Origin of the sequence: Mucilaginibacter sp., assembly GCF_025362475.1 — a bacterium.
In the GTDB taxonomy this organism is placed as follows: Bacteria; Bacteroidota; Bacteroidia; order Sphingobacteriales; family Sphingobacteriaceae; genus Mucilaginibacter.
The window spans coordinates 150382-172130 of record NZ_JANYGH010000055.1 but is presented as its reverse complement, the minus strand read 5'-3'; the positions used below and the strand labels follow the sequence as shown (position 1 = coordinate 172130).

The window sequence follows — 21749 nt, the reverse complement described above, 5'->3', positions numbered from 1 at the left end:
GTTCAATACTTCCCGATAATATTTTGACATTTTTTAATAAGCCAACAATTGTTTTGGTTTTAAATAAGTCAGCATTTTAAATCTATTCCTTTACCTTATTTATCCCCTCATTTATCATTAATTTTTATTACGGCATGAAAAAAGTATTCATTTTGTCAGCTGCTACCATGTTGCTTTTTGTAGGAATTATAATTGTCCCTAATTATCTTTTAAATAACACTTTTGGGCTTGTTCATTCTAAAAAAATCGCCCAACCCACAGATGTGCCGGTTATTGAATTTTCGCAACCTTTAATGGAAACATTAAAAATAAATTTCCAGGATTCTTCAGGCTCAGAACCGGTTGGCTGGGTTAAGGATTGCGGTTTTCCATTTGGTACTAAGCCTGGGATATTTGAAACCGGCAGTTTACAATATGGGTGGAAAAAAAGAGCCGATGGAACTCCGTTGAATTTAGTTAACAATGCCAGGAACAGGAATAACCCTGATGATGTTTTACTTGATGGCCTTATACATATGCAGGCTAATGATATCAGTTGGTATTACGGGCCGTTCAAGGGCACAAAAGAAGAAGGTTATTGGGAAATCAAAGTTTTAAATGGCTATTACGATGTTGTTGTAACTGCCGGTGATGGTTTGGTAGGGAAAGCTAAAGAAAAACATTGCATAAACGTAGAGGGGAAGAAAGCTATTACTGATTTTGTTCCATTTGGAAAGGAAGGCAGTTTCGGTCGTTTTAAAATAGCTAAAATAAGAGTACACGTGCTAGATGGTTTTCTGACAATTAATGCCGATGGTGGAGTTAACACAAAAATTAATAATATTCAAATCAGTCCGGCAAAGCTTGATCCCTATTTCTATATAAAGCCATCTAATCCAAATCTTTCAGTTACTAAACAAGACACAGGCAATCACTTACTGCATATAGAGTTAATTAGCCCGGTTAAAGGAATCAATTATGGTCTGCATATCGATTATCTGGACGACACTCCGAGATGGTTGCACTTAATTGCCAATAATAAATCAAGCGCTGATAATTTAAACTTCGATTATTCGGAAGCAAAAAAACTGCCACCCGGTATTTATACTATAAAATTAACTATAAGCGCTAAAGGTTATAGCACGCAACAGGTAGCTTATCAGTTACGAGTTGTTGATGCTTCAAAATCTTATGTTATTGCATCAAATCCCGTTAATGGGGCAACGTCTGTAAGTATCAACACTTCAAATATTGCGGCAAACAGCCTTTCTGTGCCCCAGGTAAATGGTTTTAAAGGAGGAATAGATAATAGCACAATTAATAACAACACGGTAAAACTTTTAAGGGAAGTTGAGGGCAAATATGTTAGTGTAAAAGGAGTAATGCAGGGTACGGGTGGTGGAGATGCGATAAGTTTTTCGCCAAGTGAACCTCTTGATCCAACAACGCATTACAAATTTGTAATTACAAATGGGGTAAGATCATATGCAGGAACATCGATAGAAAGATTTGAGAGCAATTTTTTTACCGGCACCATTCCCGTTGACTCGAGTAAGTTTTACAATGCCGATTTTACTAAAATACCGGTTCCCGGCACACAGAATAAAAATTATACGACGCTCACATTTGGACCGGATGGTAAATTTTACGCGTTAAGAATGGATGGAGTAATTGAACGATTTGAGGTTAATCATCAAACAGGTGCATTAAGCGGACTCAAAACAATAAATACCCTCAAAGCAAAATATGGCGAGCGTACTGCAATTGGTTTAACGTTTGATCCTTCCTCAACCTCACAAACGTTAATTGCCTGGGTAACTCATTGCTCTGGTAGCTTAACGAGTGCGCCACCATTCGATGGAAATATCTCCCGTTTAACTGGATCTGATCTATCGGCGGAGGAGTTGATCGTGAGTAAGCTGCCACGGTCTACAAGAGATCATATGGTAAACGGATTGGCGTTTGGTCCGGATGGTGCTATATACATATGCCAGGGTAGCAACAGCTCGGCGGGCGCTTTTGATAAGGGATGGCAAAGAGAGGAAACCTTGCTTGCAGGAGCTATACTTAGATTGGATATTAAAAAATTGGCTAATCTGAAACTTCCACTAAATGTAGAAACCAGCGACAACCAAAAGCTTATCAATCAGGCACCCCTAAATGATATTAAAACAGCAGATGGCAAGTATAACCCTTATAGCATCAAATCCCCTTTAACTATTTATGCATCGGGTATTCGCAATGCTTATGACCTGGTTTGGCATACTAACGGACAATTATATATTCCGGCTAATGGTTCCGGAGGCGGCGGTAATTCTCCGGCTTCGTTAAATGGAACCAGGAGGCCGGATGGGACAATTTATAACGGCCCTAATATACCTGCCACAAAATCTGTTCAGGTGCAGCATGACTGGCTGTTTAGAGTAGACCCCAATAGGGGAGTTGGATATTTTGGCCATCCTAACCCTTTAAGAGGAGAATATACGGTTAACAGGGGATATCCGGATAATCCACTATATAGTAAAGATATACAACCGGATATCAATTACAGGGGCGCTGCCTTTGATTTTGGTTTAAATCACTCACCTAACGGAGTAATTGAGTATAAAAGCAACGCCTTTGGCGGCGCTTTAAAAGGAAAATTACTTGTTTGCAGGTTTAGTGGAGGGGGAGATATCATTGTTCTCGAACCCGGATCGATGGTTAAAAATACGCGGTTGGCCATTGGTGCAAGTGATAAAGAGTATGATATAGTTAACAGTGCGCGCGGATCCGGTAATATGGGTTTGATAGGAATGTCTGGCTTTGCAAACCCTTTGGATCTTGTAGAAGATACGCAAACGGGGAATTTGTACGTAAGTGAATTTAATTGGAATAACAACCCCAATTTAATGTCTCAGATTACTTTACTTAAGGTTAATGAAAAATATTCAACTAATGCAAAAGCAAATAAGTAAGGATTAAAGGAATGTTTATGATTGTTGAACATTCACACTCATCTCCTCTAAATTGATTGATGTGAATAGATATTAACGCAGTAATTATCAGTTGCTGCAGATGTGCTTAATGTGTTTAATAATTACTCTAAACAAGAATAATTATTAAATATATAAAAATAAATAGGTGTGTATCCAGGGTGTTATGGAGTTTTATTAGCGTATTTTTCACCATTTCACATAATTACACAAAAAGCACTCATTCCCAAAATTTCATCTTTTATTAGTGATATATTTTTAATATTTGTTTGTGATTAAAATTTATCAAATCATAATATCCTTGATCACCCAAATATAGTCACTCTGTTAGTGAGAATGCGAAGCCCGTTAAGGCATACCAAATTCTTCAATCCTTGAACTTTCAAACCCTCCTGGTCATTTGATTTCCCTGTTCAGTTAACTGAAGAATACTACACACTCAAACAAACAACTCTTAATAATTATGAGCACAAAATCAAACGCTAAAACGTGGGTATATCTTTCGTTTATAGTATGCCTAATGGTATTAAACTCTTGCACCACATCAAAAAAGTTAAAGTACTTTCAAGATTTGCCTGAGAATACCCAGCTGAAAGAAATCGGCCAGTCGCAATTTACAGAACCCGTTATTCAGGCCGATGACATATTGTCAATTAATGTTAATACAACAGAGGCAGATGCGGGTCAAATTATTAATGCGCGCAATGGTGTTAATCTAACTGCAGGTATAAACAGCGCAACAGGATCTATCGGTGTTGGAGCAGGGTATTTAGTTGACAAAGATGGATTGGTTGAAATTCCGATTCTGGGTAAGGTTCATTTATCTGGATTAACCACATCGGTAGCCAAGGAAGCTGTTAGAACGGCTGCAAAAAAATATTTTAAGGATCCGATTGTTGATGTACGGTTTTCAAATTTTAAAGTTACCGTTCTTGGCGAAGTTAATCACCCGGCCTCTTACTTTCTGCCGAATGAAAGGGTAACAGTGCTTGATGCCATTGGCTATGCGGGTGATATGACCATATACGGAAAAAGAAACAACGTACTCATCATGAGGAAAAATACCGAAGGTAAAAACTTTGTGGTTACTGTTGATATGACAAAGAAGGACATTATTAACTCTCCATATTTTTATCTTAAACAAAACGACGTGGTTTATGTAGAGCCACGCAGGGGCAGACAAGATGCTAATACTGAGAATACAGTGCTAAAATATATCACTGTAGCTGCCACCGTTCTTACTGCCATTGTTTTACTACATCGTTATAGTCTTTAATTAACAGTTTAATTTTTACCTCACCTATAATAGCACAAACATGACAATTGAATTAGAGCCCCAAAAAAAGAATGGGTTTAAAAGTTTTAAAATAATGCTTTTAAATCACTGGAAATTATTTCTGCTCAGCATGATTGTATTTGTAGCATTGGGCTATGCATACTTAAAGATAGCGCCGCCGCAATATCTAATCAGTAGTGCACTTGTGGTAGAAGCTCAACCTACTCAGGCGGCGCCGTCTTCAGCTTTTGGCGGTGGTATATCCACTATAAACAGCAATGAGAATTTAAAAAATGAAGGAGATGTGTTACGAACCCGCAATCTGATAGAAGAAACGGTTAAAACCCTGAATCTCAATATAAAGCTATTTTCAGGATCAGGGTTATTGTCCAAAGAGATTTATGATGAATCGCCTTTTGACGCAGCCACAGTTAATCAAAAGGTTGATACTATAAAGAAGAGAGCGTATGAAATTAACGTAATCAACAGAAATACTTTTCATATCTCCAACGCTGACGAAAATCTGGATGTAAACGGAACATTTGGCAAGCCATTAAAGTTGCAGCAATTTGATTTAATGCTGCAGCCAAGGGCAGGTGCATCTTTTTCCCAGGCAACTTATTCTGTACAAGTAACATCCGAAGATGAAGCCATTGGAACTTTGCTGAAAAGCTACGATGCCGAGTTTTCTGATAAAACAACTACAGCCGTAGATATAACCCTGTATTATCCGGTAGCGAAACGGGGCGAAATTATAGTTGATCATATTATGCGTCAATATTTGAAAGATAACATAGCCACCAAAAAAGCCAAGATTGATAGTATGCTTACCTTTATCAATAACCGTATTGCTATTGTTGGAAGTGAATTGGCCAATATTGAAGGGAATTACGAACAGTATAAATCCAACCAGGGAATTGCAGATATAAATGAGCAATCTAAAGTTTTGGTTGGCAACGCAAATGATTATGATAATCAATATACTAATCAAAAGGTTCAGTTGTCGGTTATCTATCAGCTTGAAAAGTTTTTAAAAGACCCCGAAAACAAACAAAGCATACCTGGTTCACTAATAGTACAGGATGCGTCGTTCACTTCTGGTTTAAATGATTATAACGCCTTAATTCTGCAGAGGCAGAAAAAATTATTATCATATACCGATGCCAGCCCGTTGGTTGTCAATATTGACGAACAATTAGCAATAGCGCGCCAAAACCTTTTGCAAACTATAAAATATTACAGACAGTCGATAGAGCTTAAGACGGCCAGACTTGGCGATCAAACTAATTTGGCGAAGGGTAATTTAAAAGGTGTGCCTCAAAAACAACGTGCTTTAAATGATTACGGCAGGCAGCAGGAACTTAAACAACAATTGTACGTTTACTTATTACAAAAACGGGAAGAAACTGCACTCGCCAAAACTTCAAATATCCCAACATCTCATATAATAGATAATGCAAAAAGCTCTAAAGAGCCTGCAAAACCTCTTAAACCGGTTATTTATTTGCTTTCCGCTTTGTTAGGTTTCATCGTGCCTTTTGCTTATGTAAATAACAAAACTCAACAGCACATAATTATTAATTCAGAACAGGATATTCAAAATTACACAGATGTTTCTATTATCGGAAAAATAGGACACAGCAATATATCCAAGGGGGTGATGATTGAAAATTCAGCTAAATCAGCAGTTACCGAAAGTTTCAGAACGTTGAGAACTAAGATCCAGAATATATTAAACTCCGAGGATAATAAGATCATAATGGTCACCTCGAGTGTTAATGGGGAGGGGAAAACATTTATAAGTGCGAATCTCGCAAACATCTTAGCTAAGGCCGATAAAAAAGTACTGTTGATGGAGCTTGATCTTCGTAAACCAAAGTTATCAGAGATGTTTAATCATAGTAGTGAAGCCGCGGGCTACTCTGATTATTTGCAGGGCTCTGTGGATTTAGCAGATATTATTAAATCTACCGAATTAAGTGAAAACCTGTTCCTTATCTCTTCAGGCCCAGTGGTTGCCAATGCAAGCGAAATGCTGTTAAATAAGAAAACAAAAATGATGTTGGATATCCTAAAGGAAAAATTCGACTATATAATAATTGATAGTTCACCGCTCGGCTTGGTTTCAGATGCATTAATCCTAGAGAAGTACGTGGATATGACGGTTTATATATGCAGGCATAATTACACCAATACCGAGCAAATTAATCTTGTAAACCAGTTACGCTCCAAAGATAACGTCGAAAATATGTACTTGGTTATTAATGATGTCGACTTTGCTAAAGCCGGTTACTTTGGGTACGGCTATGGGCTGGGCTACGGTAACGACTGATAAGATATTAATGTAGCTCACATTGATATTAAACTGTAAACGATTAATAATTAAAAGATGCACATAGCAATCCAACCCGCAGAATCAAATAAAGATTCCAGGCTGAAATTTGTTAAACGTTATGTTAACTTGTTAATGCTGGTTTTTCCTGTGATTTCTTTTTTAATAATACCTTCTATCCCAGGCACTACAATCATTACCTTTTTTGCTGGAATATTATGTATAATCATATTTTTAACTCCTCTTGGGTTACCTAAGCAAAAATTCATAAAGGAGCTTTTCATCTTCTTTTCAATAATTACGGTTTTAAGCATATGTTCCCAAATGGTAAATCTTTGGGTTGATCTTAAATTACCGGATGATCTTTTGCTGCTCAATATCAAAAACTACACACAAACATTTTTCCGGATATCACATTTAACTCAAACGCTCAGTTTAATAGTAGGATTTACCATTTACCTGTATATAAAGTATTTCGCGGATGAAAAAACGCTAACATATGTTTTCTGGGGTGTTAGGTTAATGTGTATCTATGGTATCTACGAGCTGTTATATTACATGATATTTCACCAAAATGGCGATTTTATTGTAAACAGAACTTTTGGTTACGAAAACAAACCGGCCTCCCAGTTTCAAACTATGAATATGGGAGGGATAAGCTTAATTCGTATGACGAGTTATACTGGCGAGCCTTCGATGTTTGTTTTTACCGCATATCCTTTTTGGGTATTGGCAGTAGCTTTGAAACGTAAGTTTGATAGCGTTTTGATTTTAGGATGTTTGTTGTTAACATTTTCAACTACAGCTTACCTGGCTATTTTAATATTCTCAGCCTTTTGGATGATTTACAAACAAGAATTTCATCTAATATTTTACGGGCTTGTGGGGCTGGCCGCATTTTGCATAATCCTGCAGTTGGATGTTTTCAGTCATCAGCTTGATAGTATTTATAAAATAGTTTTCGCCAGTAAACTTGATGGTTCATCAGCGTCTTCAAAAGATAGATCAGGACACTTTACAACACACATAACGTACTGGGCCAACTTGAATATTTATAACGAAATTGTGGGAATAGGCTTTGGCTATGTGAGGTCGACGGATTTTTTTAGTACCGTAATGGTAAACAACGGGGTTATCGGGTTTCTTTTATTTACCTCATTTTTTTATGATAAGCTGTCATTTAAAATTAAGCCCGAACAAGTGCAGTTAAGCTATCGCATAGGATTAGTGTTATTATATATCATATTGATGACTACCGTTCCTGAATTTGCATATCCAAGCCTTTGGATCTTTTTAGGATTAGGCTATGTATTATCGGCAGATAATAAAAAAGAATTATTCAAATCCAGTATTTCGATAAGAACCCGCGATTTGAAGCTTATAAATAATTAAATACAAGTATTTGATAATCAGGTGATCTTACAAAAATCATCCCCCTCCTTAAACTTTGATATTTTATACTTCCTCATGATTTTTATCAACGGTAAGTTTTTGTTACAACGCAGAACAGGCGTCCAGCGCTACGCCTATGAGCTAACCAATCTGCTTCTCAAGTCGGAGTTGGAGGTTAAAATCCTGGTTCCTGTAATAGCTGATGTAACTGCTCTTGATTTTCCTGAAGATGCTTTTATCAAAACAGGTTTTTTTAAAAGATTAACGTTATGGGAGCAAATTGATTTGACAGCTTATGTGACCCGGAAAAAGGGTTCATTATTGATAAGTTTTTGCAATACGGGGCCGTTTTTGCTAAGAAACCACATCATATGTATACACGATATGTCATATCACTTCAATCCAAAGTGGTTTTCCAATAGTTTTTCCCGATACTATAAATTTTTAATACCCAGGTTAGCAAAAAAAGCTTTACACGTTATTACAGTAAGCGAATTTTCGAAAAGAGAAATTTGCGAAAATCTAAATGTACCAACCACCAAGGTCTCGGTTATTAATAACGCCCCTTCCGAAAAATTTGTGGTCCGCAATATGGATTCACTTAATTTTCAAAAAGATAACTTTTTCCTGTTTGTGGGCTCTCATGATCCCAGGAAAAACATCCAATTGCTTATCAAAGTATTCTCTCTTAAAGAATATAGTTCTTTAAAATTGGTTGTGATTGGCGCTGCGGCCGGCTCCTTTCAAAATGAAAATTATAAACCTGCGAGCAATATTAAATTTATTACCAACTGCGATGATTTGTTGTTGGCCGATTATTACCAAAGAGCCAGGGCGTTAATTAATGGATCTTTTTATGAAGGGTTTGGATTACCAGTTGTTGAGGCTATGGCAAGCGGCTGCCCTTTGATTATTTCAAACATCCCCGCATTTGTTGAAATTGCTCAAAGAAAGGCCATTTATTTCGATCCACACTCGCTGTCCACACTTAAAATAGCTTTAAATAATTTTCTAAAGAAAACGGATTCGGAAGTAAAGTTATTGATCACCAAAAATTATCAGTTTAGTTTTAATTACGATTGGAAAACGTCAGGTAGCCAATTAGTTTACCTGATCAATAAATTAAGTAATGGGCGTTATTAAAGATATAAAACTTGACCTTTTTCGCTTACGCACCGAGTTTGAGGTAAGTAATTTGATGGCCTTATTGGCAAATAGAGGAATACATGCACTGATAAATTACCGGTTTTCGCATTACCTGTTTATTAAAGGAATACCTATTCTTCCATTACTGTTAACCCGTATCATACAAATATTATATGCTATCGACATTGATTATAAGGCGGACCTGGAAGGCGGAATTGTAATAATTCATGGCGTTGGAATTGTAATTGGCCAGGGTGCTATTGTAAAATCTAATACAACTATTTATCACGGAGTTACACTTGGCCGTAAAAAACAAGGAGCTATAATTGCCCCTGGTGACGGCTTTCCGATAATTCAGTGCAATTGTGTTTTGGGGGCAGGAGCAAAGATAATTGGCCCAATAAAAATTGGACAAAATAGTATCGTAGGACCGAATTGTGTAGTCATGGATTCCATCCCCGCCAATACATTAATAAAGATCCAAACCTCCGTATTTGAAATGAGATCACTTCAAGCTAAAATAATTTACTAATATTATGAACATAGCAATAGTTCAAGATGAAATTGTTCGAAAAGGTGGAGCTGAACAGGTTGTTTTAAGCTTTCATAATGCGTTTCCGGATGCTCCAATTTACACACTTAATTACAATCCTGTAACCTCCTATCCGGAATTTAAGGTGTGTAATATTAAGACTACGTGGTTTGGGAAATTTATTAAAAGTGAAAAGAACTTAAAGCGTTTCTTTTTCCCTTTTGGTATTATGGCGATGAAGCAACTTTACCTAAAGGGCTTTGATGTTATACTGCAATCAACAACGCATTGCGCCAAATACATCAAAACAGACCCGGGCACAATTGTGATTACGTATTGCCATACGCCGTTTAGGTTGGTATGGAATCCGGAATCTTACGAGGCCATATCAAATGGTGGATTCTGGAAGCGAAAATTATACTATTTGATTATTGAAAAACTTAAAAGCATAGATAAACAATCGGCACTAAGGACAGATTATTTTATTACCAATTCCAGAACTGTTGTGCCGCGTATTGAAGAAGCTTATAACCCTTCGCTTGAGATTAAAGTAATAAATCCTTCGGTAAAATGCGATAATTTTTATATTTCCGAAAATATAGGCGACTACTATCTGGTTGTTTCCAGGTTTGAATTTTATAAAAAAGTTGATCTGGTTATCGAAACCTTTAAATTAATGCCCGACAAAAAGTTAATAGTTGTTGGCAAAGGATCCAGAGAAAAGGAACTTAAGGAAATAGCTGGAGATAATGTTGTGTTTCTTAGCGGTCTGTCTGCCATTGAGCTTGCCAATTTGTATGCAAACTGCAAAGCTTTCATCTTTCCACAATTAGAGGATTACGGCATTACACCTTTGGAAGCCAATGCATCCGGAAGACCAGTAATAGCATACGGCAAAGGTGGTGTATTAGAAACAATGATACCATTGCAGGAAGATGCCTCAAAAGCTACAGCCGTATTTTTCCCAAAACAAACTGTAGAAGCATTGAAACATGCTATAGATATTTTTGAGTTATCAAATTTTGATTCTCAATTTATACGAAAACATGCCGAAGAATTTGACGATACATGCTTTGTTAAAAAAATCCGGGATTTCGTCGACGAAAAATATCGCACCCATGATAAAAAGAACCTGATTGCTAACGAAGCTTAATATTAACAACAGTGCGTATTTTAATTTTTAATACCTTTTATTTCCCCAAATTTATAGGCGGCGCGGAAGTTTCTGTTCAGCTTTTAGCTGAAGGGCTTGTTAAGAAGGGGAATGAAATTTTTGTAATAACTTTTGGTGAAAAGTTTGAAATAAAGCGAGTTAACGGAGTAGTTGTAATTAGGGTTAAACAACGGAATATTTATTCCAGCTATACAGCAAACAAACACCGGTCGGCATCAGCCAAAATCCTTTGGCATTTGGTTGACTCATTTAATCCGCTATACCTATTTTTTATAAATGTATTCCTCAAGCGAATAAAGCCGGATGTTATCCATACAAATAATATAATGGGCTTTTCTCCCTCGCTCTGGGCCGTGATCAAGTTCAGTAAAATTCCAATTGTGCATACTATTCGTGACTATTATCTTATTTGTCATCGAACCAATATGTTCAATAACAATCATTCCTGTGACGGTTTGTGTAAGGATTGCAAAATTACGCATAGTTTAAAAAGTGGGTTTATGCAGTGTCCTGATTACTTCGTTGGGATAAGTAAATATATACTGAACAGGCATAATTCGATTATAGGAGATGAAAAGCCACGGTCTGTAGTATATAACGGGGTAAAAACCAATCATAATGAAATAAGTATAAAACTTCCGTATTCAGATAAGTTAACCTTCGGTTATATGGGCCGGATATCAACAGATAAGGGTGTTGAATACATGGTAAAAGAATTGGCCGCATGTGCCCCCCAAAGTAAAACTAAATTTAAAGTGATGCTGGCGGGGCGGGGCGAGAACGATTTTATCAATAAACTTAACGCGTTGGCCGTTGGGGTTGAAATTGAGTTTGTTGGAGTTGTTAAGCCGGAGGCTTTTTTCAGGCAGATTGATGTTTTAATAGTGCCCTCATTATGGCCCGAGCCATTTGGCCGCACGGTTATCGAAGCCCTGTCATTCGGGGTACCGGTTTGTATTTCAGATAGCGGTGGATTAACAGAATTGCATGATGACATCAGTACCTGGCTATATGCGCCGGAGGAAAGCCGCCTGACACAATTAATCGAAAATATCGTCAATAACCAGCAAAGTATAGAGCTTAAAAAAATACATTGCTTAAGCAGTGCCCAACGGTTCAATGAAATTAAATACATAGAAGGTTATCAAAATATTTATGAAACTATAAAAGATACCTCTAAATCAATGTCAGATAAAAAGCGGGTTGCTCTTTAGCAGCAGGTAGCTAAAATATTGTACTTCTACACACATATATGCAGCCCGAATCGGAGCTCAAAAACCAAATCTTAACTTACTTATTACATATATAAATGACAGATTCTGCAGTAAAATCTGATAAAAAGCTCGTAGCACAAGGAATTCTATGGAATTGCGTACAAATGGTTGTAAATCAATCATTCGCCTTTATCATCAAACTGGTTTTAGCAAAACTGCTTTTTCCTGAACAGTTTGGTTTAATTGGCATGGCAACAATTTTTACCGGATTTGTTCAGGTACTTAATGATTTGGGAGTAGGTGCAGCATTAGTACAGCGTAAGGACAAAAATTTATTCGAAGAACATTTTCATACCGCTTTTTGGACCGGGGTTACCTGGTCTGTAGGATTGTATTTGATTATGAGTTTTATCATAGGCCCTTTAGCTGCCGTTTTTTACAAACAGCCTATGTTAACTACCATAATCCCTGTATTAAGTTTAGCAATTTTGTTTAGTCCTGTCAATCTGGTTCATAAAGCCCAGCTTACAAAGCTGATGGATTTTAAGAAAATAGCATTTATCGATAACATTTCAAATATAGTTGCCGGAGTAATATCCTTAGTACTTGCTTTTTTAGGGGCTGGCGTTTGGGCCTTGGTTTTCAACTCAGTTGCAATTGTCATAATAGCCATGCCTCTGTATTTTAAAGCAACCAGGTGGCTGCCAAAGTTTATGTGGAGCAAACAGGCTTTTAAAGATATTTTTGGTTTTGGCGCCTATACAACCGGTTCAAATATAATGAACTACATGTATAATAATATTGATTATTTACTGATAGGCAAGCTTTTAGGAGCCTCTGTTCTGGGTGTTTATACGCTTGCGTTTGTCTTAACTGATACATTTCGCAGCAGAGTTATGGCAGTTATTAATAATGTAATGTATCCTGTTTACGGCCGCAAGCAAAATGATTTTACAGCTTTAAAAAGCTATTACCTAAAAGTAGTACAGTTCAATTGCATTTTAATTTTCCCTATTATGGTTTTCTTTATTGTTTTAGGGCAACCATTTATTGTAAATGTATTTGGTTTAAAATGGCAGGAAGCGGTTGTGCCGCTTCAAATATTAGCAGGATCTGTTATGTTCCATATCCTGGTAAGTGGTAACACTGCACTTTTAAGAGGTGTTGGAAGGCCAGGTCTTGAAATGAAACTACAAATAGTAAAGGCACTCGTTTTTTTACCAACGCTTGCTTTCGGAATTGAAAAATATGGCATTGTAGGCGCGGCCTGGGCCATTTTGTTTAATAAGCTGGTAGTTGTTATCGTAGCCCAATACAGCTTCCGGCAAATTTCGGCTGTAAAGATTAAAGTAATTGACCTGTGCATGGCTATTAAGGGGGCGGTAATTGCATCTTTTATTTCATATGCTGTAGCTTACGCTTTATCCGTAGCCCATGTCAATTACATCACTGCGGGTATTGCCTTATTCATCAGCTATTCGTTAGCGGTATACTGGTTAATGAACACCGAGCTAAAAGCGATATACCAAATATTTAAACCTGCAACTCAAATCAACTAATACCTAAGCCTATGAAAATATCTGTAATTATACCTTGCTACAATTGCGCGGAATTTATAGGCAGGGCGATATCAAGTGTTTTAAATCAAACCATTAAAGACTATGAAATAATACTCGTCGATAATGATTCAACAGATCAAACTTTAGTAAAGCTGCTTTCTTTTGAGGAAAGGTATCCGGATGTGATAAGAGTTTTTAGTGAATTTACCAAAGGCGCTCCTGCTGCCAGGAATAAAGGACTGCTTGAAGCTAAAGGAGAATTTATTCAGTTTTTAGATGCCGATGATGAACTGATGCCATTAAAGATAGAATCGCAATATGAAATGGCTGAATTGACTGCAGCTGATGTAGTTATTGGTAATCATGTTTTGATTTATTCAACAGATGGTAAAATTAAAAAGCATATTAAATATGCCAATCCTAAACCCTGGGAAGGTTTAATAGAATCAAATTTAGGAATCACGAGTTCCATTCTCTGGAAAAAGGAAACACTTTTGGATGTTGGCGGATGGGATACTTCTTTAACGTCTTCTCAGGAGTATAATCTTTTATTCAATTTGCTAAAAATAGGAGCAACCTTTGTTTACCACAACCTGGTACAAACCAATATATATAAATCAGATAGCTCGATATCCAAAAGTGGCAATAAACGCCGCTTAGTTGAAATTGTTAAAAACAGAATAAACCTGCGGATTGCAATCAGGATGTACCTTACACAAATGGGTTTATTTTCCCCCAAATTAAATCGATTAATTGATACCTACATCTACACCGAATTAACGACCTGGTTGGATGTTTTGCCCGAATTTGTGGGTTTATACCTCCAAAACAATCGCCTGGACGTTTCAAAAAGGAAAGTTTTCAAAACTAAGGTAAAGCGCTTATTTAAAGCCTGACCAGCAATCCAAATCTTCGTGCTTTTAAGTTTAGTATCATAAACAATCAAATTAATCCGATGAACAAAGCTTTTATATCAGTTATAATACCTACCTATAACGACTGGGATTGTTTGTCTCTTTGTCTCGAGGCATTGTCAAAGCAATCTTATCCAAAGGAGTTATTTGAAATTATTGTTATAAATAACATGCCCGGGTCAAAGCCTCCTGAAAATTATAAACTTCCGGACAATTGTATATTAATTGACGAAAATAAACCGGGCTCATATGCGTCACGCAATGCCGGGATCAGAATTTCAAAGGGTAAAATTATGGCTTTTACTGATGCTGATTGTATCCCGGATAAAGATTGGATAAAAAATGCCCGCACATATATGCTTGCCCATCCTAATATTGGCCGTATTGCCGGAAAAATCGAGCTGTTTTATCGGTCCTCTAAACTCGTAAATGTTGAACTGTATGAAAAGGTATATGCCTTTAACCAGGAGCTTTATGTAAAAAACGATGCAACAGCGGTTACAGCAAACCTTTTTACCTATAGAAGTTCATTCGATAAGGTTGGTTTTTTTGATGAAAACCTAATGTCGGGTGGCGATTATGAATGGTCTGTAAGAGCACAAAAAGGCGGGATATTAATACGCTATTTAGATAATGCCACTGTAAAACACCCGGCCCGGTATCATTTAGGTGAGCTTTTGAAAAAGGCAAAACGTGTAGGAGGGGGGCAAGCCAAGTTTTCCCGCGGCGGAGACGGAAAATCTATCAAATTAATTTCGCGATTCATATATGATTTACGCCCTCCAATTAAAAGTATTAAGCTTATAAATAGCAGAGGTAAAGATTTGACCCTAAGTCAAAAAATCACCGTATTCAGGTTGAGGTATTATCTTTCTATCGTTACAGCATACGAAAAATTTTTAGTGAGTAAAGGTAAAAAAGCTTCTCGGGCTTAACGCCCAACAGCAGTTATACTTTCAAATAATTAATCAAACATAATTTAACTTATTATCATTTATGAATATTGCAATAGTAGGAACCGGCTATGTAGGCCTTGTTACGGGAACTTGTTTAGCAGAAACAGGGAATAATGTTATTTGCGTTGACATTAATAAACAAAAGGTAAAAATGATGCAGGAAGGTCAGTTACCTATTTATGAGCCTGGTTTGGAGCAGCTTTTTCATAGAAACATTATTCAGAATCGCCTGCATTTTACCACAGAACTGGAAGAAGCCATAACCGATGCTGAGATTATCTTTATGGCATTGCCAACCCCTCCGGGAGCTGATGGCTCAGCCGACTTAACTTTTATACTTAATGCTTCTGCAGAGATCGCTAAATTAATTAAAGATTATAAGGTGATAGTAACCAAATCAACGGTGCCGGTTGGAACAGCCGATTGGGTTAAAGAGGTGTTTCTGGCCAATACTGATATAAAGGTTGACGTAGTATCCAACCCCGAATTTTTGAGGGAAGGTGTTGCGGTTGATGATTTTATGAAGCCCGATCGGATTGTTATAGGGACGGATAGCGACAAGGTTAAAGTTTTGATGAGCCGCTTATATCAACCCTATGTAAGGCAGGGGAATCCCATTATATTTATGGATCAGCGTTCGTCTGAATTAACAAAGTATGCTGCTAACTCATTCCTGGCTACAAAAATCACTTTCATGAATGAAATAGCCAACCTTTGCGAAAAAGTAGGAGCAGACGTTGATATGATACGGTTGGGCATTGGTACAGATGATCGCATTGGTAAACGCTTCCTTTTTTCGGGAATTGGTTATGGCGGAAGCTGCTTTCCCAAGGATGTGCAGGCTTTGTCTAAATCAGCTAACGAAAATGACTACGACTTTAAAATTTTGAATGCCGTAATGGAAGTTAATACCGCGCAAAAATCTGTGCTTGTACAAAAGGTAAAAAAACACTTTAATCATGATCTTCATGGAAAAAAGTTTGCTGTGTGGGGTTTAGCATTTAAACCGGAAACAGATGATATCAGAGAAGCGCCGGCTATTACTATAATAAGGGAGCTTTTAGCAGAAGGGGCCGATGTTGTAGCTTTTGATCCTGAAGCAATGAATAATTTCAGCAACTATACAAATTTAAAGATCAGCTACGGTGATGATCCTTATACAATGCTGGCAGGGTGTGATTCATTACTGATCTTAACAGAATGGGCCGTTTTTCGTAATCCCGACTTTGTTAAAATTGGAGATCTTTTAAAGTACAAAATGATTTTTGACGGACGGAACTTATATAATGTTGACTTAATGGACGAAATGGGCTTTTATTATAACAGCATAGGACGCCCATTAACAAGTATCAACTATCGCACTGTTTACCGCAATGGCTCATTAAAGGGCTAACGATGTGTGCGATAATTAATGTTAAAACCCGAAGTTTATGCAAACCAAAGGATATAAAAATAAGCCTTATTTAAAAACAAAGGGCTTGTCTACTTATCATATCGAATTATTTAGCCAAATACTGCTCGATAAAACGTCCAGGAAAATTGGAATAGAATACGGTTATACGTCGCAATCGCACTCTGTGATGGATCATTGCCGTAGAGTAATGCATAAATTGATGGCGCTTGAAGGATTATCGCGCGCTGATCATTACGAGCAGCTAAAATACCCACGCAAATATTTATACTGGTGGAAGGATTTATGGGGCAACCACAAAGATAAATTGTATGAATTAGCAATAGAGGCGAAATTTTACTCAGAAAATAATCGTGATTTAACAGCCTAATGCGTGGGGGTATCTCAAAACTACACAATATCACATCATCCCGGCAGTACCGTTGTATACTATCTGGCAAATCATTAATTTGTTAACATATACTACGCCAGGCACTTCCCATCCCTGGCGCAGATCCACAACAGATCCTGCAGCGAATAGCTACTATTATATTTCCTGATGTTGTTAGCAATAACAATTTGAGTGCCGGCGAATTTAAGTGAGTTAAAACTGGTTAAACAAATCGGCTTGTTTCAAAATGATGGTTACAATCACTTTATAAATCAAATTATATGAAAACACAGTACTTATATCTATTATACTTTGTACTAAAAGTTACAGACCAGATTTTGGTGAACGCCTGTTTCATCCTGGCTTTTAAATTTGTTAATAAACCATTTGAGGATTATCTGATCTATTTGCTTTTATGTAACTATTTGTGGGTTTTAGCAACTTCATTATCAGGTGTTTATAAAGCTGCTATATCACAGAAGCATATAAGGATTTACACGGGATCAATTAAGGCTTTTATTTTATTCGTATTTTTTTTTACGTCGCTCATCTTAGTTCCAAAAGATTCTATAAGTGTATTAAAGGTTACAATAGTTTACTACAACTTCATATTTGCAGGGCTCATTCTGAGCCGTTTTCTAGGAACATTATTTGAGTTTTATTTTAAACGTTTCTTCAATATAAATAAGTCTGTGGCGGTGATAGGTAACGATAGTATGAGTTTGAAGTTGGCGACATTTTTTGAAAATGCTGAAAATAATTTTTCCTTTAAAGGCTTTTTAAACAAAGGTGATGGAACCATCGAGCCTGAAGAGAATTCAAGTGATGAGGTGGTTGAAGAATACATAAGGAACGCGTCGGCAAGCGGAATAAACGAAGTATATCTCACGATGCCAATTGATAAACTGGCCGATGCCAATTACTTGTTAAAGATGGCCGAAAAGCATTGCGTTCGGTTGAAATTTGTGCCTGATTGGGATACCTATTTTAAATCGTCCTGTAAAGTAAATTATATGGATGACTTTCCAATTTTGAGTTTAAGAAAGGAGCCGTTGGAAGAAATGGAAAACCGATTTGCAAAAAGGCTTTTTGATATAATTTTCAGCTCGTTGGTGATCGTATTTATTCTAAGCTGGCTTTATCCAATATTAGGGTTAATAATTAAACTGCAAAGCCCCGGTCCTATACTATATAAACAATTACGCACCGGTAAAGATAATCAACCTTTCATTTGCTATAAATTCAGGAGCATGAGGATCCAGGATGAGACAAAGTTTGTTCAGGCCACCAAAAATGATTCAAGAACTACGCCAATTGGCAAATTTATCCGCAGAACCAGCGTAGATGAAATTCCGCAATTTATAAATGTGTTGTTAGGTGATATGAGCGTTATCGGCCCCCGACCCCATATCCTGTCAATGACAGAACAATATGGCCAATTAATTAATCAATATATGGTTCGTCATTTTTTAAAATCGGGTATAACCGGGTGGGCTCAGGTTAATGGTTTTAGAGGGGAAACAAAAAATGACGCGTTAATGGAGAAACGCGTTGAGCATGATATCTGGTATTTAGAAAACTGGTCGTTAAAACTGGATGTTAAAATAATTTTCCTAACCATCTATAACATATTTAAAGGCGAGAAAAACGCATACTAAGTGTTTCCCAATTATTTTAAAAGCTTACGCTAACCTGTTTTTACATTGTATATAATATGGCAATTCATACCTTTAAATTTTATGCTTTATTTATAGTTGGCTGCTGTATCATGTGCCTGGAATCAAAGGCGCAAGCAAGCTTTAATACTAATGGAAGCAGTAATACCGCCATACCAATTGCTGTACCGTTTTTAACAATATCTCCCGATGCCCGTTCTGGCGCGATGGGAGATGCTGGGGTGGCTATAGCTCCTGATGCAAATGCCACTTACTGGAATGCAGCGAAACTCCCGTTTTTGCAAAACAATTCATCTTTTAGCCTTTCATATTCACCATGGTTAAGGAAGCTTGTTTCAGATATCAATCTTGCTTATTTAAGTTACGCAAATAAATTAGATGATAGAAATAGCATCGGCTTTTCAATCAGATATTTTAATTTAGGCAGGATCGATTTAATTGATGATAATCTTGTATCACAGGGTACTTATCACCCAAATGAATATTCAATTGACGGATCTTTCGCTCGCAAATTTGGTGAAGAATTGTCGTTAGGTCTTACTTTACGGTATATACATTCTGGGCTTTACAGAGGCTTTAGCTCAAATAGCCCAGGGTCAAACAGTGTTAATGCTGTTGCTACAGATATATCCCTGTTTAACAATCATAATACCGAGCAATTTGGCAAAGATGCTACTTTTGGCTTCGGGGTAAATATTTCTAATATAGGTACAAAAATAAATTACTCTGCTCAGGGGCCCCAGCTATTTTTACCGGCCAATTTAAGAATAGGATTTGCCAATACGCTGTTTTTAGATAATATCAATAAGGTGACACTTGCAATTGATTTGAATAAATTGCTTGTTCCAACACCACCGATAAGAGATAGTACAAATAAAATAGTGAGGGGGAGGAATGATGACCGTTCAGTTGTTTCAGGCATATTCGGCTCATTTAGTGATGCTCCTGGCGGCTTTAAAGAAGAATTTCGGGAAATAAATTACTCAACCGGATTGGAATACTGGTACGACAACAAGTTTGCATTAAGAGCCGGATACTTTTACGAAAACCCTAACAAAGGAAACAGAAGTTATGTAACCCTTGGCCTGGGTTTGGTTACAAAAAACATCAATATTGACTTTTCATATCTAGCAGCCAGCCAAGACAAAAGCCCCCTTGCCAATACTTTGCGATTTAGTATCGGATACAGTTTTGGATCGGCCAGCGAGCCAAATTAGATGTTGATTTTATGAACTTTTAATATACAATCAAAAAATGCTTTTTATTTTTTACCCCTATTAATTATGAAGAAGCTTTCTGTTAATTTATTACTTTTTTTTTTACTATCAAGCATTCTTATTTCGGAGTTTATATCTACCTCAATTGATTTCAGCCAAGATGGACTTCATGCATTATTAAATGTTTTCTTACCATTAATTTGGGGTATTTTATCGGCCATGTTTCTTGTGCCGGCATTTCTTTCCGTTAAAGAGGTCTATTTCCGGAAAATTTTAATTGTGCTTTGTATAGTTTCAAATTTGATTTTCGGAACATTATTAAAAACTAAATACTCTTCTCAGGAAAGTCCTGTAAAAGAAGATGTTTTATTAAATAATAAAGCCGTAAATGATTTTCATTTGGTATCAGATAGGCATATCAACGTTAACGGTGCCGGCGTAAAAGTTGAAGTGATAAATGATTTTTCAAGTAATGACTATTTATTTTTTTCTCGTTTGAGTGATAAGGGTCGAAAAATACTTAGTAAAAAAAAGAACGCTAAGTTTAATATAAAGGATCATGGCCTGGTAACCATTCGTATTGAAAATAATAGTGATAAGGATTTGACTATAAATAAAGCTGTTTTTTTAAAAAATGACCTTTGGAAAATATGTAGAATAAATAATCTCAATGTTGATGAAAGTGCATTTCCAATTACAATCGGAGTAAATAATTTTGCAGAGATCACATTAAACTTTACTGCGGATATATTTGAAAAGCGGGCAAGGCGGGTGGGCTGGAATGCACTATTTAAATTACAGTGGAACTTATTGCGATATACAAAATCATTAAACTGCCAATCTGACTTATTAAGCAGCTGTATAACAGTTCGTAATGAACTGATCTTATACACACAGGATAAAGTGTTTAAAAGACTGTATCTAAATGGCCTATGGCAATATAGGGCAGAGGGCGACTGGGAACCAGATTTGCAAAAAATACTTACAAATTTAAATTTTAAAACCAACGTCGGATTCAAATATTTCGATAACGGCTCCAACGGCGATGCAACCATCTCTAATTCGGATGAGATTGCTGCATCCTATTTTGAAAGAGTTAGTGATACTACAGGCGTTAAAATAATTCAGCTTGCTGCTTACCACGCGTTTAATTCACTCAATGAAGATGATGCGTTGAAGTTTTTTTATAAAGGAGATAAAACAGCAATAACACTATTCAATAACGAACCAGGTGCTGCGCAGTTGTTATTACCTAGAATGCTTGTTAAACCATCTGTAAATTTTATTTCTTTTTATCCGCAAAAAAAATTCGGCTTTATAATGGGCTCATCAAGTACAGACCGTATGAAAAATTATAAAAACAAAATCGGTGTGCGTGTTTGGAAAGCCATTAATTTAAAAGGTGAGGAGCTAAAAAATAGTTATATCATAGCCTGCGACTTTATTGGGCAACCTAGAACCAATTATGATTACCAGGATAATGTTTATTTGGTAGCTAACGTAAGACCATTTGGTGACGAACAAAAGAAGCTGATAATAATTGATAAAAAAAATGTTGATATAGCCAGCGTAAAAAAATAGCCTCTTTTTAGCTTTTATACAAATTTCAGACGACTATCTGCCGTC

Annotated in this window: 17 protein-coding genes; 16 read left to right on the top strand and 1 reads right to left on the bottom strand. The window is 36.6% G+C overall.

Features of this window, described 5'->3' with window-relative positions; all coding sequences use genetic code 11:
- The first annotated feature begins 134 nt into the window (after positions 1–134).
- From Q0R88_RS18180 to Q0R88_RS18170, 3 genes are all read left to right on the top strand, one after another.
- Positions 135–2936, top strand: a complete 2802-nt coding sequence (locus Q0R88_RS18180) for an Ig-like domain-containing protein (RefSeq protein WP_295718846.1) — start codon at positions 135–137, stop codon at positions 2934–2936.
- A gap of 538 nt (positions 2937–3474) precedes the next feature.
- A complete protein-coding gene (locus Q0R88_RS18175) occupies positions 3475–4230 on the top strand; it encodes a polysaccharide biosynthesis/export family protein (RefSeq protein ID WP_295718844.1) in 756 nt (251 codons plus the stop codon).
- Positions 4231–4270: 40 nt separating this feature from the next.
- The gene (locus tag Q0R88_RS18170) at positions 4271–6562 is read left to right on the top strand and encodes a tyrosine-protein kinase family protein (protein WP_295718843.1); all 2292 of its coding nucleotides are present in this window, start codon (positions 4271–4273) and stop codon (positions 6560–6562) included.
- Positions 6563–6681: 119 nt separating this feature from the next.
- Here the strand turns inward: Q0R88_RS18170 and Q0R88_RS18165 are convergent, their stop codons facing one another.
- A complete protein-coding gene (locus Q0R88_RS18165; RefSeq protein WP_295718840.1) occupies positions 6682–6876 on the bottom strand; it encodes a hypothetical protein in 195 nt (64 codons plus the stop codon).
- Positions 6877–6886: 10 nt separating this feature from the next.
- On the opposite strand from Q0R88_RS18165, the gene Q0R88_RS18160 reads away from it, so the two are divergent.
- The 13 genes from Q0R88_RS18160 to Q0R88_RS18100 all read left to right on the top strand — a co-directional run bounded on the left by Q0R88_RS18160 (position 6887) and on the right by Q0R88_RS18100 (position 21704).
- Complete coding sequence (locus Q0R88_RS18160) at positions 6887–7954, top strand: hypothetical protein (RefSeq protein WP_295718838.1); 1068 nt, start codon at positions 6887–6889, stop codon at positions 7952–7954.
- A gap of 75 nt (positions 7955–8029) precedes the next feature.
- Positions 8030–9097 carry a glycosyltransferase family 1 protein gene (locus Q0R88_RS18155; protein WP_295718837.1) on the top strand — a complete coding sequence of 356 codons (1068 nt, stop codon included), beginning with the start codon at positions 8030–8032 and terminating at the stop codon, positions 9095–9097.
- Complete coding sequence (locus tag Q0R88_RS18150; protein ID WP_295718833.1) at positions 9084–9632, top strand: serine acetyltransferase; 549 nt, start codon at positions 9084–9086, stop codon at positions 9630–9632. The genes Q0R88_RS18155 and Q0R88_RS18150 overlap by 14 nt, the downstream gene beginning before the upstream one ends.
- Before the next feature lie 4 nt (positions 9633–9636).
- Positions 9637–10785, top strand: a complete 1149-nt coding sequence (locus Q0R88_RS18145; protein ID WP_295718831.1) for a glycosyltransferase — start codon at positions 9637–9639, stop codon at positions 10783–10785.
- Positions 10786–10796: 11 nt separating this feature from the next.
- Positions 10797–12020: a glycosyltransferase family 4 protein gene (locus tag Q0R88_RS18140; protein WP_295718829.1), complete on the top strand. Its 1224-nt coding sequence runs from the start codon at positions 10797–10799 to the stop codon at positions 12018–12020.
- A gap of 95 nt (positions 12021–12115) precedes the next feature.
- Positions 12116–13579 (top strand): lipopolysaccharide biosynthesis protein, encoded by a 1464-nt coding sequence (locus Q0R88_RS18135; RefSeq protein ID WP_295718827.1) that lies wholly within the window; start codon positions 12116–12118, stop codon positions 13577–13579.
- A gap of 11 nt (positions 13580–13590) precedes the next feature.
- Positions 13591–14475: a glycosyltransferase family 2 protein gene (locus Q0R88_RS18130; RefSeq protein ID WP_295718824.1), complete on the top strand. Its 885-nt coding sequence runs from the start codon at positions 13591–13593 to the stop codon at positions 14473–14475.
- Between the two features lie 59 nt (positions 14476–14534).
- Positions 14535–15428, top strand: coding sequence for a glycosyltransferase (locus tag Q0R88_RS18125; RefSeq protein ID WP_295718822.1), 894 nt, complete (start codon positions 14535–14537; stop codon positions 15426–15428).
- 61 nt (positions 15429–15489) lie between these two features.
- On the top strand, positions 15490–16842 hold the full coding sequence (locus Q0R88_RS18120; protein ID WP_295718821.1) for a UDP-glucose/GDP-mannose dehydrogenase family protein: 1353 nt from the start codon (positions 15490–15492) through the stop codon (positions 16840–16842).
- 37 nt (positions 16843–16879) lie between these two features.
- Positions 16880–17230 carry a hypothetical protein gene (locus Q0R88_RS18115; RefSeq protein ID WP_295718820.1) on the top strand — a complete coding sequence of 117 codons (351 nt, stop codon included), beginning with the start codon at positions 16880–16882 and terminating at the stop codon, positions 17228–17230.
- A gap of 281 nt (positions 17231–17511) precedes the next feature.
- On the top strand, positions 17512–18888 hold the full coding sequence (locus Q0R88_RS18110; RefSeq protein ID WP_295718819.1) for an undecaprenyl-phosphate glucose phosphotransferase: 1377 nt from the start codon (positions 17512–17514) through the stop codon (positions 18886–18888).
- Between the two features lie 56 nt (positions 18889–18944).
- Positions 18945–20123: a type IX secretion system outer membrane channel protein PorV gene (gene porV, locus Q0R88_RS18105; RefSeq protein ID WP_295718817.1), complete on the top strand. Its 1179-nt coding sequence runs from the start codon at positions 18945–18947 to the stop codon at positions 20121–20123.
- A 66-nt stretch (positions 20124–20189) separates the two neighbouring features.
- Positions 20190–21704, top strand: coding sequence for a hypothetical protein (locus Q0R88_RS18100; RefSeq protein WP_295718815.1), 1515 nt, complete (start codon positions 20190–20192; stop codon positions 21702–21704).
- Positions 21705–21749: the final 45 nt, after the last annotated feature.

Coding starts and splice junctions, on each gene's coding strand:
- Q0R88_RS18135 (WP_295718827.1), top strand. CDS start 12,116: ATGACAGATTCTGCAGTAAAATCTGATAAAAAGCTCGTAGCACAAGGA.
- Q0R88_RS18170 (WP_295718843.1), top strand. CDS start 4,271: ATGACAATTGAATTAGAGCCCCAAAAAAAGAATGGGTTTAAAAGTTTT.
- Q0R88_RS18175 (WP_295718844.1), top strand. CDS start 3,475: ATGGTATTAAACTCTTGCACCACATCAAAAAAGTTAAAGTACTTTCAA.
- Q0R88_RS18160 (WP_295718838.1), top strand. CDS start 6,887: ATGGTAAATCTTTGGGTTGATCTTAAATTACCGGATGATCTTTTGCTG.
- Q0R88_RS18150 (WP_295718833.1), top strand. CDS start 9,084: ATGGGCGTTATTAAAGATATAAAACTTGACCTTTTTCGCTTACGCACC.
- Q0R88_RS18130 (WP_295718824.1), top strand. CDS start 13,591: ATGAAAATATCTGTAATTATACCTTGCTACAATTGCGCGGAATTTATA.
- Q0R88_RS18110 (WP_295718819.1), top strand. CDS start 17,512: ATGAAAACACAGTACTTATATCTATTATACTTTGTACTAAAAGTTACA.
- Q0R88_RS18145 (WP_295718831.1), top strand. CDS start 9,637: ATGAACATAGCAATAGTTCAAGATGAAATTGTTCGAAAAGGTGGAGCT.
- porV (WP_295718817.1), top strand. CDS start 18,945: ATGGCAATTCATACCTTTAAATTTTATGCTTTATTTATAGTTGGCTGC.
- Q0R88_RS18120 (WP_295718821.1), top strand. CDS start 15,490: ATGAATATTGCAATAGTAGGAACCGGCTATGTAGGCCTTGTTACGGGA.
- Q0R88_RS18180 (WP_295718846.1), top strand. CDS start 135: ATGAAAAAAGTATTCATTTTGTCAGCTGCTACCATGTTGCTTTTTGTA.
- Q0R88_RS18125 (WP_295718822.1), top strand. CDS start 14,535: ATGAACAAAGCTTTTATATCAGTTATAATACCTACCTATAACGACTGG.
- Q0R88_RS18100 (WP_295718815.1), top strand. CDS start 20,190: ATGAAGAAGCTTTCTGTTAATTTATTACTTTTTTTTTTACTATCAAGC.
- Q0R88_RS18165 (WP_295718840.1), bottom strand. CDS start 6,876: ATGCTTAAAACCGTAATTATTGAAAAGAAGATGAAAAGCTCCTTTATG.
- Q0R88_RS18115 (WP_295718820.1), top strand. CDS start 16,880: ATGCAAACCAAAGGATATAAAAATAAGCCTTATTTAAAAACAAAGGGC.
- Q0R88_RS18155 (WP_295718837.1), top strand. CDS start 8,030: ATGATTTTTATCAACGGTAAGTTTTTGTTACAACGCAGAACAGGCGTC.